Here is a 16,025-nt window from a genome sequence, read left to right as displayed (position 1 = left end):
ATGTTCTTATCCGATTTCAGTATCAAGCGCCCGGTAGCGATGATCGTCATCATCATTACCCTGATGTGCATAGGCCTGCTGGCGCTAAAAAAACTCAAGGTCAACCAGATTCCCGACGTGGAAGAACCGGTGCTGGTGATCAGCATCCCTTACCCGGGTGCTTCGCCCGATACGGTGGAGCGCGAGATCATCAATCGCCTGGAGAAATCCCTGCAAAGCATTACCGGTGTCTACCAGGTGCGCTCCACCGCCAATGAAGGCAGCGCAGTAATCACCATTGTCTTCAATTTTAATAAAAACATGATAGAGGCATCTGACGAAGTCAGGAATGCCATTGCGTCCATCCGGTACAAGCTGCCGGTGGAAATGCGCGAACCGATACTGGAAAGACGTGATCCGTCGGCCCAGCCTATCATGCAACTGGCCCTGACGTCTGATGCATTGACCCATGCAGAAATATCGCGCATGGCGGAAGACGAATTGTCCGACAAGTTCCGCGCGGTGGACGGGGTGGCGACAGTATCCGTCGATGGCTCACTGAAGCGTGAACTGACCGTCTTGTTGCATGCGCAAAAACTGCGTGAATACAATGTCTCCGTCGCTGAAGTCGTCACCGCCTTGCGCAATCAGAATACCACGGCGCCGGTGGGCAAAGTCAAGGGGCGGCTGGATGAACAAAGCATACGCCTGATAGGCCGCATAGAGTCACCGGCAGAATTCCAGAATATCGTCATCAAGCGACGCGGCAATGAATTGGTCAGGCTGGCACAGGTGGCGGATATTGCCGACAGCTTTGCTGAAATCAATGGCTTTAGCGTACGCAATGGCAAACCGAATGTCGGTATTTCCGTGACACGTTCACGTGATGCCAGTACGGTGACAGTCGCCAGCAAGATTCGTTCACTGGTTGCCGACATCAACAAGACGCTGCCCGCCGGCACCAAGATGGAAGTGACGCAGGACGGTGGCAAGGATGCGCAAAGCAGTCTCAACAACGTCATCGAGTCGCTGATGTTCGGTGCTGTACTGACCATCTTTGTGGTGTATGTATTCCTGAACTCCTGGCGCTCCACCCTGATCACGGCGCTCAGCCTGCCGACTTCGGTGATTGCGGCTTTTATTGCCGTCTGGTTATGTGGCTTCACACTCAACTTCATGACCTTGCTGGGTCTTTCACTGGCCATTGGTGTGCTGATTGATGATGCCATCGTGGTGCGTGAAAATATCGTGCGTCATATGGAGATGGGGGCGGACCGCCGCACCGCTGCCAGCAATGGCACCAAAGAGATCGGTCTGGCCGTAGCTGCCACGACCTTTTCCATCATCGCCGTGTTCATCCCCGTTGCCTTCATGCCTGGTGTATCAGGTGAGTGGTTCCGGCCTTTTGCGCTGACAGTAGCCAGTTCGGTCCTGGTCAGTCTGTTTATCTCGTTTACGCTGGACCCCATGCTGTCGGCTTTCTGGGGGGACCCGGTTGGTCATCATCTGGAACCCAAGCGGGGCATCAGCCTGCTGCTGGCAAAGTTCAATACCTGGTTTGATCACCAGGCTGACCGTTATGGCAATGTCATTGCCTGGGCACTGCATCACCGTGTCTGGATGGCCTTGATAGCCGGTCTCAGCTTTGTCGGTGCGATTGCACTGCACGCAACCAAGGGCGGTACCAGCTTTTTGCCCACAGCTGACAATGGCACCATCATGATTGATGTGCGCACGCCTTCCAGTTCCAGCCTTGAATACGGGCGACTGAAGGTGGAGAAGGCTGCCGAGCTGGCGCGCACCATCAAGGAAACCAAGGTTACCAACAGTATCATCAACAGCACCGGCGGCCGTGTTTATGTTGACCTGGGCAAGAGTACTGAAAGAAAACGTTCAGCCGCAGAGATCGCGGTGGAACTGCGTCAACTGGTCGGCAATATCATCGGCGCCGAATACGTGGTGCAGGATGATTTACAGAATGGTGGACGCAAGCCTGTGCAGATACAGTTCTCCGGCCCTGATTCACGCAAGCTGATGGCGATTGCCAATGATTTCATGGACAAGCTTGCCAAGGTGCCGGGGGCAGTCGATGTCGGTCTGTCCGAGCAAGACCCCAAGGACGAATTGCAGATTGAGCTGGATCGTGGTCTGGCGAACTCCCTGGGCATTTCTGTCAATGATGCCGCCCAGGCTTTGCGCGTGGCTTTTGCCGGTGTTGAAATCGGTGACTGGGTGGACCCCACAGGTGAGGCACGTGATGTGGCGGTACGTCTGCATCCTGAAGACCGTATCAGTGCAGAAAACATAGAAAGACTGCCTATCGCTGTCGCTGGTACAGACAAGATGGTGCCGCTGGAGCAGATCGCCACCATTACCATGGGCAAGGGGCCGGCCAAGATCCAGCACACTGATGGCAAGCGCATGATCGCCGTATCTGCTAACGCCCAGGGACGCTCGCCGGGTGAAGTGACGACTGATGCATTGAAGATCGCCAAGTCCATCAATTTCCCTACCGGTTTTGGTATAGAACTGGGTGGCGCAGCGCGTTCGCAAAAAGAATTGTTTACTGAAATGACGATAGCTCTGGTGTCGGGTATAGGCCTGATGTATCTGATACTGGTGATGCAATTCGGTTCTTTCACTGCACCTATCGCGGTCATGCTGTCCCTGCCCCTGAGCCTGATCGGTGTGGTGCTGGCCTTGTTGCTGACCCACGGCACGCTGAACCTGATGAGTTTCATCGGCATCATCATGCTGATGGGACTGGTGGCCAAGAACGCCATTCTCTTGCTCGATTGCGCCAGGAAGCGTGAAGAAGAAGGCTATGACCGGGAAGAGTCGCTGATGTATGCCGGTCGCAAACGTCTGCGGCCTATTTTGATGACGACCTTTGCCTTGATCGCTGGCATGTTGCCGGTCGCGATAGGCCTGGGGGAGGGCGGCGAGTTTTACCGGCCACTGGCAATTGCGATTATTGGCGGGACGATTACGTCTACCTTCCTGACCTTGCTGGTTGTGCCGACGTTCTATGACAGCATAGAGATCAGCTTTGACCGCATGGTGGCAAAATTCCGTCGTCGTGAAGCGCGCTGGAATACCCTGTTTGCCTTCATCACCACTTTTGTCGAAGCCATATTGACATTGATCATGCTGCGTTTCCTTTTCCGCCTGCCTTTCAAGGCATGGCGTATGGTGAGCAGACGCAGTGCAGCTGCCTGAGCATAATTACGCGAAATAATTACGCGAAATTGTCTTCACAAAACGCCCGTCGTCAAAACGGGCGTTTTGTTTTCCCCACCTCCCTTTGCCTAGCCATAATTTACGGGGCAAGGCAGAAATTATTTCCATGATTTTAAAATTAATTTTGCTTAAATTTTATTCATAACCCTATCGTCATCAACACATAAGTATTTTTGTTTCCTGGCCGGAGAGTCAATGCTGGCAAGGCTTTGCGGTATGTCGTCAAGTTCATGTGAGGCTGATTTTGGTAGCATATGCATATGATTTCCCTGGACGGTTCAATTTGCTGCTATCTGTCTTAAAAAAACGCCCAGTTTGTGCTGCGCTGCAGGCTTGACGGCATAGCGACAAATCTGGATACTTCGCCCACTGTTTTTCCAGATTTGCACTGGAAAAAGACATATCCATGCAACAGCAAAGCGGCCTGTCTCCAGAAGAGTACGGGCGATGACGCTGTGATAAAAACAATCGAACAGGAGAGGCCAATGACTCAATCCACGGTTCGCGCCGACCAGGCGCGCATGCCAGCGCAAATACCTTATATCATTGCCAATGAAGGCTGTGAGCGCTTCAGCTTTTATGGCATGCGCAATATTCTCACGGTTTTCCTGACAACCAGCCTGCTGCTGTCGATGCCGGAACACCTGCGTGCAGGCATGGCCAAGGAAGTTTTCCATACTTTTGTCATCGGCGTCTACTTTTTCCCTTTGCTGGGCGGATGGCTGGCTGACCGTTACTTTGGTAAATACAATACCGTCTTCTGGCTCAGCCTGGTGTATTGCTGCGGCCATGCCTGTCTGGCCCTGTTTGAAAATAGCGCCAACGGTTTTTATACGGGTTTGTTCCTGATTGCTTTGGGTTCTGGTGGTATCAAACCCCTGGTCACCTCTTTTGTCGGTGACCAGTTTGATCAGTCCAACCGCTCACTGGCACAAAAAGTATTTGACGGCTTTTACTGGATCATCAACTTTGGTTCTTTCTTTGCCTCTTTGCTGATGCCGATTTTCCTCAAAAAACTGGGTGCCAGCGTAGCCTTTGGCATACCTGGTTTGCTGATGTTCATTGCGACCATGATTTTCTGGACTGGTCGTACCAAATATGTTCATGTACCGCCGGCACCACGTGACCCGCATTCTTTCCTGAATGTAGTTCGTACTGCACTGACCACGAATGTTCCCGGACAGGCAAAGACTGGTTATTTCATGGCAGTTCTTGGTGGTTTGCTGGCCATTGGGTCTTTGTTCCTGATCCCCCAGATTGGCGTAGTGGCGGCTTTCTGCCTGGCTCTGGTACTGGTACTTGGTTTTGGCGGGATGGGGGCCTGGATGCAGCTTGAGCGTGCCCGTGGCATACATCCTGACGTGGCGGTTGACGGTGTGCGGTCCGTCCTGCGTATTCTGGTGGTGTTTGCTCTGGTGACGCCATTCTGGTCACTGTTTGATCAAAAAGCCTCTACCTGGGTCTTGCAGGCGAATCAGATGACCAAGCCTTCCTGGTTTGAGTCCTCACAGATGCAGGCTTTGAATCCCATGCTGGTGATGTTGCTGATCCCTTTCAATAACCTGGTCCTGTACCCGTTGCTGAAACGTATTGGCGTGGAACTGACAGCCCTGCGCCGCATGGGACTGGGCATCGCTTTCTCCGGTCTGGCCTGGATCGTGGTCGGCTTCATGCAACTGGCGATTGATGGCGGCAATGCTCTGCAAATCACCTGGCAGATACTACCCTATGCCCTGCTGACTTTTGGTGAAGTACTGGTATCGGCCACTGGTCTGGAATTCGCTTATAGCCAGGCGCCATTGGCAATGAAAGGCGTTATCATGAGTTTCTGGAACCTGTCGGTCACGATAGGTAACCTGTGGGTCTTGCTGGCCAATTCCAGCGTCAAGAGCGAAGCAGTGACTGCGCAAATCAAGAATACTGGCATGAGCGTAACGGCTTTCCAGATGTTCTTCTTTGCAGGTTTTGCCCTGCTGGCAGCTTTCCTGTTTGCCTTGTATGCCAGAAGTTACCCCATGCTGAATAACTATAGAGAAGCAAAATAAGCCGCAAGGTTTAAGAAAAAAACCTGCATGATTTTTTCATGCAGGTTTTTTTATTTCTGGTGACTTGTTCAGGGCTTGTTTAGCGCAGAATTTCTGTCAGTACGCGACCTTCCGACCCGGATGGCGGACGTACTCGCAACAGATGCGATAAGGTGGGAGCGATATCCATGACTTCGGCATACTGACCATATGCACCAGGTTTGAACCAGGGTTTGCCCATCATGACCAGCGGGACATTGGTGTCATAGGTATATGGAGAGCCATGTGATGTGCCGTGTGCCTCGGTGCTGAAGTAAGAGTAGGGTTTGGTGACTACCATTACGTCACCAGAACGCTGCTTGTTCCATGCTCTTTGCACCAGTGTGCCAAGGCGGGTTCTGGGTAGCTGGCCATTCTCAAATTGCGTACGGGTGAAGCTGTCTGCGATGCCAGGCTCCGTCTGCAAGAATTTTGCCGCCGCCAGTTCCACCTCTTGCCGTTTCAAGCCTTTTTGATCGATCAATGCATAGTTGAGCAGGATGTGGGGATTGGACCATTTGCTGGCCAGTTCAGCTTGCCCGAACTTGTCCGACAAGTACTTGTTCAGGTTTTCCAGCATCTTTTTACCATCAAGACGCTGTGCATCGCGTTTGATCGATTGTGAAAACTCAGGGACGTTGGGGAAGCCGTGATCTGCTGTCAACACTACCATGGTGTTGTCGAGGCCGACGCGCTTGTCCAGGTAGTTGAGGAAGTTGGACAGCAGGCGATCCAGTCTTTGCAGGTGGTCATGGGACATGCGGCTTTCCGGCCCGAACTTGTGATTGACATAGTCATGGCTGGACAGGCTGACACCAAGTACATCGGGCACGCCAGCCGGATTTTGGCCCAGTTTCTCGCCTTCGACAGCGGCACGGGCAAAATCAAGGGTCAGTTCGTCAAGATAAGGGCTGAGTGGCAGCTTTTCATAGTACTCGCTGTCAGGCTTGCCCGATTTGCTGGTATAGCTGAAGGGGAAGCGTTTTTCCGGCTCCTTGGGATTGATGACCAGTTCATCGCTGGCGTCGCCTGCATAGGCAGAATCAGCCAGCAGCGGGCGCCACTCCTTACCGTAAAATCTGTCCTGGGGTTTGCCCGCCAGGTATTGCTGCACCCATTGCGGATGGCTCTTCATGTAATAAGTGGAACTGGCAAAATTACCGGTTTTACCCATATACATATAAGCTGTTCCCATCTTGCCTGCCAATAGAATCGCTCCCCTGTCCTTGCCGGACACGGTAACGACTTTGCTGCGCTCGCCAGTGGCGTAGCGCAATTCATCACCAAGTGTGCTAACGCGCAGGTTGGCAGGCGAAGTGCCATCGCTGGCCTTGGTTTCTTCACCTATATAAGTGTTGGTCGTATCTTCGGTGCAGTACACTGATTTCAGCGTGACAGGATCTATCCAGTTGTTGCCAATAATTCCGTGCTGGTAAGGGTAGGCACCAGTCAGCACGGCCGAGTGGCCTACCGCTGTCACGGTGATACCGTGAGCCTGGTGTGCATCAGAAAACCAGGCGCCCTGATCCAGAAGCCGGCGGAATCCACCTTGTCCAAACTGATCACGGTAGCGCACGACCTGTTCCTGCGGCAAACCATCGACAACCAGCACCACGAGCAGCTTTGGCTGTCCTGCCTTTCCAGTGACAGGCTTTTCTGCTGCCAGGGAAGGCAGTGTGTGCAGGAGGGTGCTTGCTGCCAGACAGCTGAGTAGCAGGAGGCGTCGCGCCGGATACGCGCTTGCAGACAGTTTGGTTTTCATGGTCTGTTTTTCGTTTTGATTAATAAAAAAGCCGACCAGGATGCGGATCGGCATAGGCTGATTTCTCTGTATGAGACTATACGATGCTTCTGACAACCACATGACAAGTGATATCAACAGATGAAAAATTTCATCTTCATCAAATATGTATCAAGGAGTTGTCGTTTATTTATGCGAAATGTGAGTACGGATTTAGTAGACTGTAACAGTGAAAAGCGGAGTGCCTGCCCCATGCGCGACGATCATGGCTGTGTTACAAATGCTTGCCTTAGTCCCGCTATTGCTGACTTATTTATCGACACCTTGCCTTGCCCTGATGCGCCTGACGTCCCTCACTCTCGATTCCATTGTTACAGCCCACCAGTCGGGCAATCACAATCACACACATCTTGCATTTTATTACTTTACTCCTATTTACGCGGCAGTAAAATGAAAGTGGAATTTTCTCTTAGCCGTGCCTCAACAGTAAAGTGATTGTGCATCTTGAATAAATTTATCGATTACTCTTACCTGTTTGATATCATGCCGGTCGCGGTGGCCATTGTTGTTAATGACAAGCTGGCCAAACTCAATTTAGCTGCAGTCCACTTGCTGGAAGCGAATGACGAACAGATGTTGCTGGGGCGACCAGTGAATGACTTCGTTCATCCGCTCGATCAGCCGCGCTCTCAGGGACGTCTGAAGAAGCAGGGTGAGAATTGGGAAAACGCAACCAGCAAATTTCGTATCACCACCTGTAAAGGCAATTTTCGCATGTTGCTGGTGATGAGCCGCGCCATTCACTATGAAGGTCGGGATGCGGTCATGATCAGCGGCATGGACATGACAGGTCAAAATGAAATGGATGAACAGATGCGCCAGAGTGAATTCAATTTCCGGCGTCTGTTTGAAAATATGCAGGATGTGTATTACCGCACCGACGTGAAAGGCATCGTCCAGAAGGTCAGTCCGGCGGTGTACAAGGTGCTTGGCTATGAGCCGGGTGAAGTGGAAGGTAAGGCTGCAGAGGCCTTCTATCCCCAGGCATCTGATCGCGATGCTTTTAAAAAAGAGATCATGATGAATGGCATGGTCAACGACTTCCCTGGTCAGATGGTGCACAAGGATGGTCGGGTGATCGATATCTCCATCAATAGCCAGGCATTGTTCGATGACGAGGGGCATTTTGCCGGTGTGGAAGGCATATGCCGTGATGTTACTCAACGCAAGATGCTGGAGCGTGAATTGCAACGCCTGGCGACGACAGACTCGCTGACAGGCATTGCCAATCGCCGTGCTTTCCTCGAACATGCCGAGCATATCTTTAAAAGTTGTCAACGTTATCAGACTGAGATGACCCTGATGATGCTCGATCTTGATTTCTTCAAAGCCATCAATGACAAATACGGGCATCAGTGTGGCGATGCAGCCTTGATCCACTTTGCCGAAACCGTTAAAGTGGAATTACGTGAATCTGACCTGTTTGGTCGCCTGGGCGGTGAAGAGTTCTGTGTTCTGCTGCAGCAGGCCAGCCGCCCCGAAGCCATGCTGGTGGCAGAGCGCATACGCGCCCATATCCAGGCCATGCCCTTGAATACCCCAACAGGCGAGAGCTTTTCCTTGACGGTCAGTATAGGGATAGCCACTTATCGGGCAGGGGATGACAGACTGGGACGTTTGCTTGAACGTTCCGACAAGGCCCTGTATCAGGCCAAAAGTCATGGTCGCAACCAGGTTACCTGGGAAGTCTGATCTTCAACATGCAAAGCAGCATGTTGGAAGAAGTTCGGGTATTCAGGTACTGAGACCAATGATCAGCAATACGTAGAGGCCCAAAGAACATCCTGCCACCATCAACAGGGCGACAGTGCGCCACAAGCTGGCTGCAATGCCCAACTGATAAGCACTGCGCAATTGCATGAACATGTGTAAGGGGGCCATGAAAACAACCATCAATGCCGCCGTGGCCGTAAAGCCGGAATAATTCAGTATCGCACTGGACATGAGCAGCAAGCTCATGAAGCACAAGGAATACAGTGAAAATACTGCATGATCAAACATGCCATATTTGCGTTTGAAAATAAACAATAACCACAAAAATGGTAGTGAAATCGGCATTAGCAAGAAGGCAAACTTGGATGAGTTGCTCTTGATCTTATATAGTGTCAATTCAGGCGTTTTTAGCGCATGACGGACTTTTTTCTCTATGGCCGGATAGGATGAAATAGCGCTCTTTTCGCTGAGCTTCTGATCGAGTTTTTTTGTCAGCGTATTGACACCGGTATTGTCTTCATCGGTTTTAGTGCTGGTTGGTACATTGTTTTTGTCATCGACGTGAGCAAGTACTGTCTCCAGTGTCTGAATCTCTGTCTTGAGATCATTGATGTCATCATCAAGATTTTCTGCTTTGCTGTCTTCGGGCAGCAACTTGCCGCGCTCGATTTGCAAGGCAGCCAGTTTTTCCCTGTTTTCCTGCAAGGCCTTGCTGATCCCTACCTTGGTTGTGGGATGATCAGAAATACTGTTGAATGGATCATTGCCCGTAAAGGAAAAAACAAAAAACATCAGAAAGATCAGGAACAAAAACAGCGCCAGTGGCGACACATAACGGGTACGCTGTCCTTCTATGTAATCGCGCGTCAGCTTGCCGGGCCTGAAGATCAATGCAGGGATCGTCCTCCAGGCCTTGGTCTCGAAATGAAACAGGCCATGTAGCAACTCTTCGATCAGATGCAATAATGAGCGGTGAATATGGGCAGACTGACCACAGTTGTGGCAATAGGCACCTTGCAGCTCCACCTTGCAATTGGCGCATTGATGATGTTCCTGATGTGCATTTCCGGGTGAGCCACCCTGTTCAAATTCATGAACCAGGACGGCTTGCTCCATCACATCAGTTGCAATTTCTACACTCATCAATTCCACCCATGATAAAAACCCAGGTACTGCCTGGCGTAGACTGGTTTGTCGGCAGTTTCATCATACTGTGCATGACTGCGGACGCAGTTCCCTGGCAATACGCTGAACAAGACGATGCAACCGGACATTGCGAGAGTTATTTATTTGACTTCAGTCAGGACTTTGTATTGACGGTATTCACCGATCTTGGGATCGAAAATACTCCTGCTGTCATATTTGAATTCTACATTTTTGCCCAACAGGCTTTGATAGGTGTTGGGTAAATCGGTTTTTGACGGGAACTGGTTAATCCAGATAAATTTGCTGGTCGTGCCATTGCGCTCCCGCATGGAAAACACGACAAAGAAGTCATTTTCAATTTTGGTCACTACGCCGGTTGCCGAGCCAGTCGTGCTTTTTGCTGTAGAAGATATCCTCAGGATAACGGCTGGACATTGCGTGGCCATGCTGGTACCGACGATAGAGCCTATCTTCTCCCCATCCTTGACGACATCTTTCAGGCTCAGATTGAATTCTTTTTGGAACTGCTCTTTTTCTGAAGGTGAAAATGCATTGATGATGCAAATGCCAAATTGTGGTGCCAGATTGTCTTTGGCCGTATCAGCTGGAATGGCCTCGGCACACTGGCAGGCCTTACGACTGACATTGTCCAGGAAATCTTGGGAGAAGCTGCTGGCAGCATTAGCCAGTAGTAACAGGAACAGGAAGATTTTTTTCATTTTTTCAGTAAGGGCAAATATGATTGAAGGGCGGCTTGCTACACTGGCATTTTAACTCAGGACATCAGCCGAACATTTCGTTTTTATCCAGATACGGCTATGGCATGTGAGATTTCCATGCCTGACACAAACATTCATCTAGGAAATATAGGTATCGTCTATTGATTATTGCCTATAACCAACCCGTCTTTTTGAAGCGGTAGTACAGATAAGCGCAGACTGTCACCATGACACCCAAGGCCATCGGGTATCCATAGTGCCATTCAAGTTCAGGCATACTCTTGAAATTCATGCCCCAGATACCGGCAAACGCAGTTGCCACTGCAAAGATGGCCGCCCAGGCTGCCAGGCGTTTATTGACTTCACTTTCATCGATGGCCACCATGGACAGGTTGACCTGGATTGCCGTACTGATGGTGTCGCGTATGGTTTCTATTGACGTATTGACGCGATAAAGATGATCGTACACATCGCGAAAATATTCCTGGGTATTGACGCAAAGACCTGGCACACGACCACCAAAGAGCTTGCCGCATGCTTCCATCAAAGGTGTGACGGCATGCTTGACGATCATGATCTTGCGTTTTAACTGATACAGGCGCTGGATATTGGCCCGTTCACTGCCCTTGGTGAAGATTTGTTCTTCTATCAGTTCCAACTCTTCTTCCAGCGCCTCCACCACGGGGAAATAGCGGTCAACGACTGCATCAATCAGGGCATAGAAAACAAAGGACGAACCATGCTTGAGTAAATGCGGCTCGCGCTCGCAACGCTGACGTACTCCCAGAAAATTTTGCTGGCAACGATTACGTACCGACAGCACATAATTTTCTCCGACAAAGAGATTGAGTTCGCCTATGTTCAGTTCTCCCGCCACCATTTCTACCGTATGGATGACAGCAAACAGCGAATCGCCATATTCCTCAATTTTGGGGCGTTGGTTGCCGTGGCGGGCATCTTCGACGGCCAGTTCATGCAGGTCAAATTCGGTCTGCATTTCGCTTAACTCTTCATCTGAAGCATCGCGCAGGGCGACCCAGACGAACTGGTCTTTGTGCTGCACATTGTCGCTGATGGCTGCTATCGGGATGTCTGATAGCTTTCGGCCTTCCTGGTAAGTGACGCAGTTGATTAACATGGCTTGATCTGTCCTGGCTGGTGGTCTTACTTCTGTTCGTACGAGGTGGTGTCGGTGGCGCGCCACCAGCGCTTGTCAACCCTGTAGCTGTAACGGCGCCGAAACTGCAATGGTGTCATGGTAGTCTCGCTTTTGAATATACGGCAAAAAGAATTATTGTCGCGATATCCGCATTGGTCCGCAATGGCCGGGATGTCAAGCATGCTGATTTCAAGCAGGTGTTTGGCTCTCTGTATCCGTACTTTTTGCAGATAGGACAAGGGGGACATGCCCAGCACTTCATTGAAATAGCGGGTCAGGGTACGTGGGCTGACTGCCGCTGCCTGCGCTACCTGTTTCAGGTCATAAGGTCTGGTGATATCAACGTCAAGCCAGGCCCGGGCTCGGAATACGACACCATCCCTGGCCTTGGTTGACAGGACCGGCATCACTTGTGCGCTGGTCTTGTATCGTTCTTCCTGATAATAGGTTGCGTCTATGGCGCTATTAGCCAACGCATCACCTGAAAAGACCCGCATCACTTCATAGATCAAACGGCAATTGCTGGCAGGTGAACCGGCCGTGAAGATATTTCCGTCACTGACCACTTCACGAGTCAGGTTGACTTGCACATTGGGGTAATTGTCTTTTAACCAGGCACTCATCATCCAGCTCATCGATGCCTGTTTATGTTCAAGCAGCCCGGCTTCTGCCAGAAAACCGGTGGCGTTGTAGCTGCCTGCGATGATTGCACCTGATTGGTGGCGGTGTTGTATCAGTAGTTTTTCGGCAACGCCGGTTTTGACGCGTTCTTGCAGATCATAGATATTCATGACCTGCAAGCCTGGCACGACGAGCACGGTATTGCTGGCCGGCAGATATTCGTCCTCATCGTCGAAGCATGGCCAGGACTCATGCTGTAACCAGTCCAGATGGACAAAAGCACCATGTTTGTCTATCACTCGCCAGCGAAATGGCAGGCAGCGTTTGCCCAGGCTGCTGATCTTGTCCGGATTTCTCAGACTCCAGAAGGTGTTGGCAGCAATGACGGCATCAATACTGGATAGCATAGTGCCTGGCAGGCAGCCGTCCAGATAAAGCAAATCTAGGCGTACAGGCAACATTTTTCTTAATTTTTGTTACAAGTTGTGGCTGGATCAGCATGAAGTGAGGCCATTTTAGCCCATTAATTGTCTGTGGTCATCATCTATACTTACCAGGTAGTAAGAACCTGTTGACGATCTTAAGCGCGTGCGTTATTGGGGGGCATGTGCTGCTCAAAATGCTCATGTACTCAGGTACATTCCGCTTTTTGCGCTGCTCCTGCTGACGCCCGCTCGCTATAGATCGTCAACAGGTTCTAAGAAAAATCTGCAGGCATAAAGTGGGTGCGCACTCCACGGAATAGGTCTTTTAAAACTGAGAGCCTGTCGGGCAGGCTCTCCAACTCTGGACAAGATCATGCACTCACTTGCACAAACAAATACCATTATTGGTAGGCCTCTTGACGCCTTGCGCAAAGATCAAGAGGATGCCGCAGCGTCACTGAAAGCCGCCGCGGCTTCATGGGCAGCACCAGCCAGGTCTGGATTCAAGGTCAAACTTGTCAGCACAAGAAATGACCGGGAGTCAATCAGCATGCTGGTCAAGCAGCGCTTTTCTTCACGCGGCTATGCCAGCAGCCCGCTCAGTCACGACCAGAACCAGCTTTGCCTGCAAGCGACCATTGACAACAAGTCCGTAGGTACTCTTAGCGTGCAATTTGATTCTGAAGAGGGGTTGTCGCTTGATCACTTGTACCAGTTCGAACTCGATGGACTGCGTCGTACAGGTGCCAAGCTATGCCAGTTCACCAAATTTGCCGTCGACCAGGATGTCAAATCCAAAGCTGTCCTTGCCTCACTGTTCCATATCGCCGAGATTTGGGCATTTCGAATACGCCAGTTCAACTATATCTGTGTTGAAGTTCATCCCAGGCACATTGCATTTTACAGACGCATGCTGGGGTTTAGTGTACTTAGCGATGTTCGTGACAACCTGCAGGTTCAGGCACCGTCGGTATTGCTGGGAATAGATTTGAACTATGCGGCTAGCCAGATAGCGCTTTTTGGCGGCAAGCCGGAGCTGGCGGAGAGTGAACGCTCGTTTTACCCCTATTTCTTTTCACCGCAAGAAGAGATGAGCCTGACTTTCCGTTTGCGTGCGATGAATGAGAGTTATGTATGATTCTCCCTGCACAGGCACTGGCGCAGCAGTTTGATTATGCACAGGCTTTTTCCAGAAATCTGGGCTGGTTCACTGAAAGCGAACAAACAACACTGCGCGGCAAGCGCGCAGCCATCGCCGGCATGGGAGGCGTGGGCGGGGCGCATTTGCTGACACTGAGCAGGCTGGGTATAGGTGCTTTTCATATCGCTGACTTCGATCATTTTGACCTGGCCAATATGAATCGCCAGGCCGGGGCCATGTTATCAAACCTGGGTAAGGCCAAGAGCAGTGTCATGGAAGAGATGGCGAAGGATATCAATCCTGAACTCGATATAAGAAATTTCCCGCAAGGCGTAGGTGCAGCAAACATGGATGCCTTTCTCGATGGTGTTGATATCTACATCGACAGCCTCGACTTCTTTGCCTTTGATGCCAGACGGGCGGTGTTTGCCGCCTGCTACCGCAAGGGCATACCAGCAGTGACGGCTGCTCCCCTGGGCATGGGCACAGCCGTTCTTGCCTTCATGCCGGGGAAGATGAGTTTTGATGACTACTTCCAAATGCAGGGACAGACGGAATTTGAGCAAGGCTTGCGGTTTTTGCTTGGCCTGGCACCATCAAGACTGCACATGAATTATCTGATTGATCCAAGCCGTGTCAGGCTGGACTTGAAAAAAGGTCCCTCCACCGTCATGGCTTGTCAGTTATGTGCCGGTGTAGCGGCAACTGAAGCAGCCAAGATACTGTTGAAGCGCGGGACAGTAACTTGCGCACCACATGGCATACACTATGATGCCTACCGGCAGATGCTGAAGAAAACCTGGCTGCCGGGGGGCAATAAAAACCCGCTGCAACAATTAAAGCTGGCCCTGGCGCGCCGCCTGCTAGGGCGCAAATTTGCCAATGCCGGGGGACAGCATGAGCCCGCTTGAGCATGTACTCGACAAGGCACGCTGGGCGCCGAGTGGTGACAATGTACAGACCTGGCGTTTTGAAAAAATTGCTGACGATGCATTCATCGTCCATGCCTTTGATACGCGTGATACGGTAGTCTATGACTTTGACGGGCGCCCCAGCCAGATTGCTCTTGGGGCGCTGCTGGAAAACATCAGCCTTGCCGCCACTGAGCAGGGCATGCAGGCTGAAATTTCGCGTATCGGCGAACCGGAAATTGCTGGCAATAGCGAAGCAGTCGCTTATAGTGTCAAATTGCTTCGTGAGGCAGGCTGTGTTCCGCATCCATTGGCAGCCATGATAGAAAAGCGCAGCGTGCAAAGGCGGGCATTGTCTGTATTTGATATCAGTGAGCAGCATAGGACATTGCTGGAGCAGGCAGTCGGTGACGATTTCAGCGTGAAATGGTTCAGCGGCTGGCAAGAAAAATGTCGCATTGCTGGTTTGCTGTGGCAAAACGCCAGAATACGGCTGACCATGCCGGAAGCTTTTCCCGTACATAAAAAAGTCATCGACTGGGGCAAGCAATTCAGTCCAGATCGCATTCCCGACCAGGCTATAGGTATGGACAAGCTGGGGTTGTCATTGATGCGCTGGGCCATGCACAGCTGGCAAAGGGTCAACTTCATGAATCGCTATATGGCGGGCACCTGGTTGCCACGCATACAGCTTGATCTGGTGCCGGCCCTGTTTTGTGGTGCGCATTTCATGATCGTCGCCAGGAAGAAACCTGGGACAACAGAAGATTTCATTGCCGCTGGCCGTGCCTTGCAACGATTCTGGCTGACGGCAACACAGCTGGGTATACAACTGCAACCCGAAATGACGCCTTTGATCTTCAACTGGCATGTCAATGCCGGGCGCTCATGCAGCAAGGCTGCTCATATCTGGCCAGCTATGCAGGGTCTACAAACCAAATTGGTACAACTGGTCGGCGGTGCAAACTTGCGCAATGCCTGTTTTATGGGACGGATAGGTTATGGCAAGCCAGCGTCTGCCCGGTCATTGCGTTTGCCTTTGCGGGATTTGCAGTTTGCCCCTGATGTCAAAAAAACTGAAGGGGCTTAAGATCAGTACGTATACAT

At 51.2% G+C, this 16,025-nt stretch carries 11 protein-coding genes; 6 read left to right on the top strand and 5 right to left on the bottom strand.

Going from position 1 to position 16,025, the window contains the following annotated elements; all coding sequences use genetic code 11:
* Both LZ463_RS09175 and LZ463_RS09170 read left to right on the top strand, forming a co-directional pair.
* Nucleotides 1-3,198, top strand: coding sequence for an efflux RND transporter permease subunit (locus LZ463_RS09175; RefSeq protein WP_241455324.1), 3,198 nt, complete (start codon nt 1-3; stop codon nt 3,196-3,198).
* A gap of 506 nt (nt 3,199-3,704) precedes the next feature.
* A complete protein-coding gene (locus LZ463_RS09170; protein ID WP_241455323.1) occupies nt 3,705-5,264 on the top strand; it encodes a POT-type proton-dependent oligopeptide transporter in 1,560 nt (519 codons plus the stop codon).
* 79 nt (nt 5,265-5,343) lie between these two features.
* On the opposite strand, the gene LZ463_RS09165 is transcribed toward LZ463_RS09170, so the two are convergent.
* A complete protein-coding gene (locus LZ463_RS09165; RefSeq protein ID WP_241455322.1) occupies nt 5,344-7,098 on the bottom strand; it encodes an alkaline phosphatase family protein in 1,755 nt (584 codons plus the stop codon).
* A 429-nt stretch (nt 7,099-7,527) separates the two neighbouring features.
* Here LZ463_RS09165 and LZ463_RS09160 point away from each other — a divergent pair, with 429 nt between their 5' ends.
* Complete coding sequence (locus LZ463_RS09160; RefSeq protein ID WP_241455321.1) at nt 7,528-8,775, top strand: sensor domain-containing diguanylate cyclase; 1,248 nt, start codon at nt 7,528-7,530, stop codon at nt 8,773-8,775.
* Between the two features lie 42 nt (nt 8,776-8,817).
* Here the strand turns inward: LZ463_RS09160 and LZ463_RS09155 are convergent, their stop codons facing one another.
* The 4 genes from LZ463_RS09155 to LZ463_RS09140 all read right to left on the bottom strand — a co-directional run bounded on the left by LZ463_RS09155 (nt 8,818) and on the right by LZ463_RS09140 (nt 12,848).
* A complete protein-coding gene (locus LZ463_RS09155; protein WP_241455320.1) occupies nt 8,818-9,939 on the bottom strand; it encodes a DUF3667 domain-containing protein in 1,122 nt (373 codons plus the stop codon).
* Nucleotides 9,940-10,082: 143 nt separating this feature from the next.
* A complete protein-coding gene (locus tag LZ463_RS09150; RefSeq protein WP_241455319.1) occupies nt 10,083-10,661 on the bottom strand; it encodes a hypothetical protein in 579 nt (192 codons plus the stop codon).
* Nucleotides 10,662-10,833: 172 nt separating this feature from the next.
* On the bottom strand, nt 10,834-11,799 hold the full coding sequence (gene corA, locus LZ463_RS09145) for a magnesium/cobalt transporter CorA (RefSeq protein WP_241455318.1): 966 nt from the start codon (nt 11,797-11,799) through the stop codon (nt 10,834-10,836).
* A 26-nt stretch (nt 11,800-11,825) separates the two neighbouring features.
* Complete coding sequence (locus LZ463_RS09140) at nt 11,826-12,848, bottom strand: GlxA family transcriptional regulator (RefSeq protein ID WP_241455317.1); 1,023 nt, start codon at nt 12,846-12,848, stop codon at nt 11,826-11,828.
* A gap of 391 nt (nt 12,849-13,239) precedes the next feature.
* On the opposite strand from LZ463_RS09140, the gene LZ463_RS09135 reads away from it, so the two are divergent.
* Genes LZ463_RS09135 through LZ463_RS09125 form a run of 3 tightly spaced genes read left to right on the top strand, consistent with a single transcriptional unit; the run spans nt 13,240 to nt 16,008 of the window.
* Nucleotides 13,240-14,004, top strand: coding sequence for an N-acyl amino acid synthase FeeM domain-containing protein (locus tag LZ463_RS09135; RefSeq protein ID WP_241455316.1), 765 nt, complete (start codon nt 13,240-13,242; stop codon nt 14,002-14,004).
* Nucleotides 14,001-14,918, top strand: a complete 918-nt coding sequence (locus tag LZ463_RS09130) for a ThiF family adenylyltransferase (protein ID WP_241455315.1) — start codon at nt 14,001-14,003, stop codon at nt 14,916-14,918. Before LZ463_RS09135 ends, LZ463_RS09130 begins: the two co-directional genes overlap by 4 nt.
* On the top strand, nt 14,905-16,008 hold the full coding sequence (locus LZ463_RS09125; protein WP_241455314.1) for a nitroreductase family protein: 1,104 nt from the start codon (nt 14,905-14,907) through the stop codon (nt 16,006-16,008). The genes LZ463_RS09130 and LZ463_RS09125 overlap by 14 nt, the downstream gene beginning before the upstream one ends.
* The last annotated feature ends 17 nt before the right edge of the window (nt 16,009-16,025 follow it).

Source organism: Undibacterium paludis (assembly GCF_022568815.1).
Taxonomy (GTDB): domain Bacteria; phylum Pseudomonadota; class Gammaproteobacteria; order Burkholderiales; family Burkholderiaceae_D; genus Undibacterium.
The sequence above is the reverse complement of the archived record's forward strand: the minus strand, read 5'-3'. Positions and strand labels throughout refer to the sequence as shown.

What these genes read in the sequence shown, in the direction of transcription:
- LZ463_RS09175 (WP_241455324.1), top strand. Translation starts at nt 1, where the DNA reads ATGTTCTTATCCGATTTCAGTATCAAGCGCCCGGTAGCGATGATCGTC.
- LZ463_RS09170 (WP_241455323.1), top strand. Translation starts at nt 3,705, where the DNA reads ATGACTCAATCCACGGTTCGCGCCGACCAGGCGCGCATGCCAGCGCAA.
- LZ463_RS09165 (WP_241455322.1), bottom strand. Translation starts at nt 7,098, where the DNA reads ATGCCGATCCGCATCCTGGTCGGCTTTTTTATTAATCAAAACGAAAAA.
- LZ463_RS09155 (WP_241455320.1), bottom strand. Translation starts at nt 9,939, where the DNA reads ATGAGTGTAGAAATTGCAACTGATGTGATGGAGCAAGCCGTCCTGGTT.
- LZ463_RS09150 (WP_241455319.1), bottom strand. Translation starts at nt 10,661, where the DNA reads ATGAAAAAAATCTTCCTGTTCCTGTTACTACTGGCTAATGCTGCCAGC.
- corA (WP_241455318.1), bottom strand. Translation starts at nt 11,799, where the DNA reads ATGTTAATCAACTGCGTCACTTACCAGGAAGGCCGAAAGCTATCAGAC.
- LZ463_RS09140 (WP_241455317.1), bottom strand. Translation starts at nt 12,848, where the DNA reads ATGCTATCCAGTATTGATGCCGTCATTGCTGCCAACACCTTCTGGAGT.
- LZ463_RS09135 (WP_241455316.1), top strand. Translation starts at nt 13,240, where the DNA reads ATGCACTCACTTGCACAAACAAATACCATTATTGGTAGGCCTCTTGAC.
- LZ463_RS09130 (WP_241455315.1), top strand. Translation starts at nt 14,001, where the DNA reads ATGATTCTCCCTGCACAGGCACTGGCGCAGCAGTTTGATTATGCACAG.
- LZ463_RS09125 (WP_241455314.1), top strand. Translation starts at nt 14,905, where the DNA reads ATGAGCCCGCTTGAGCATGTACTCGACAAGGCACGCTGGGCGCCGAGT.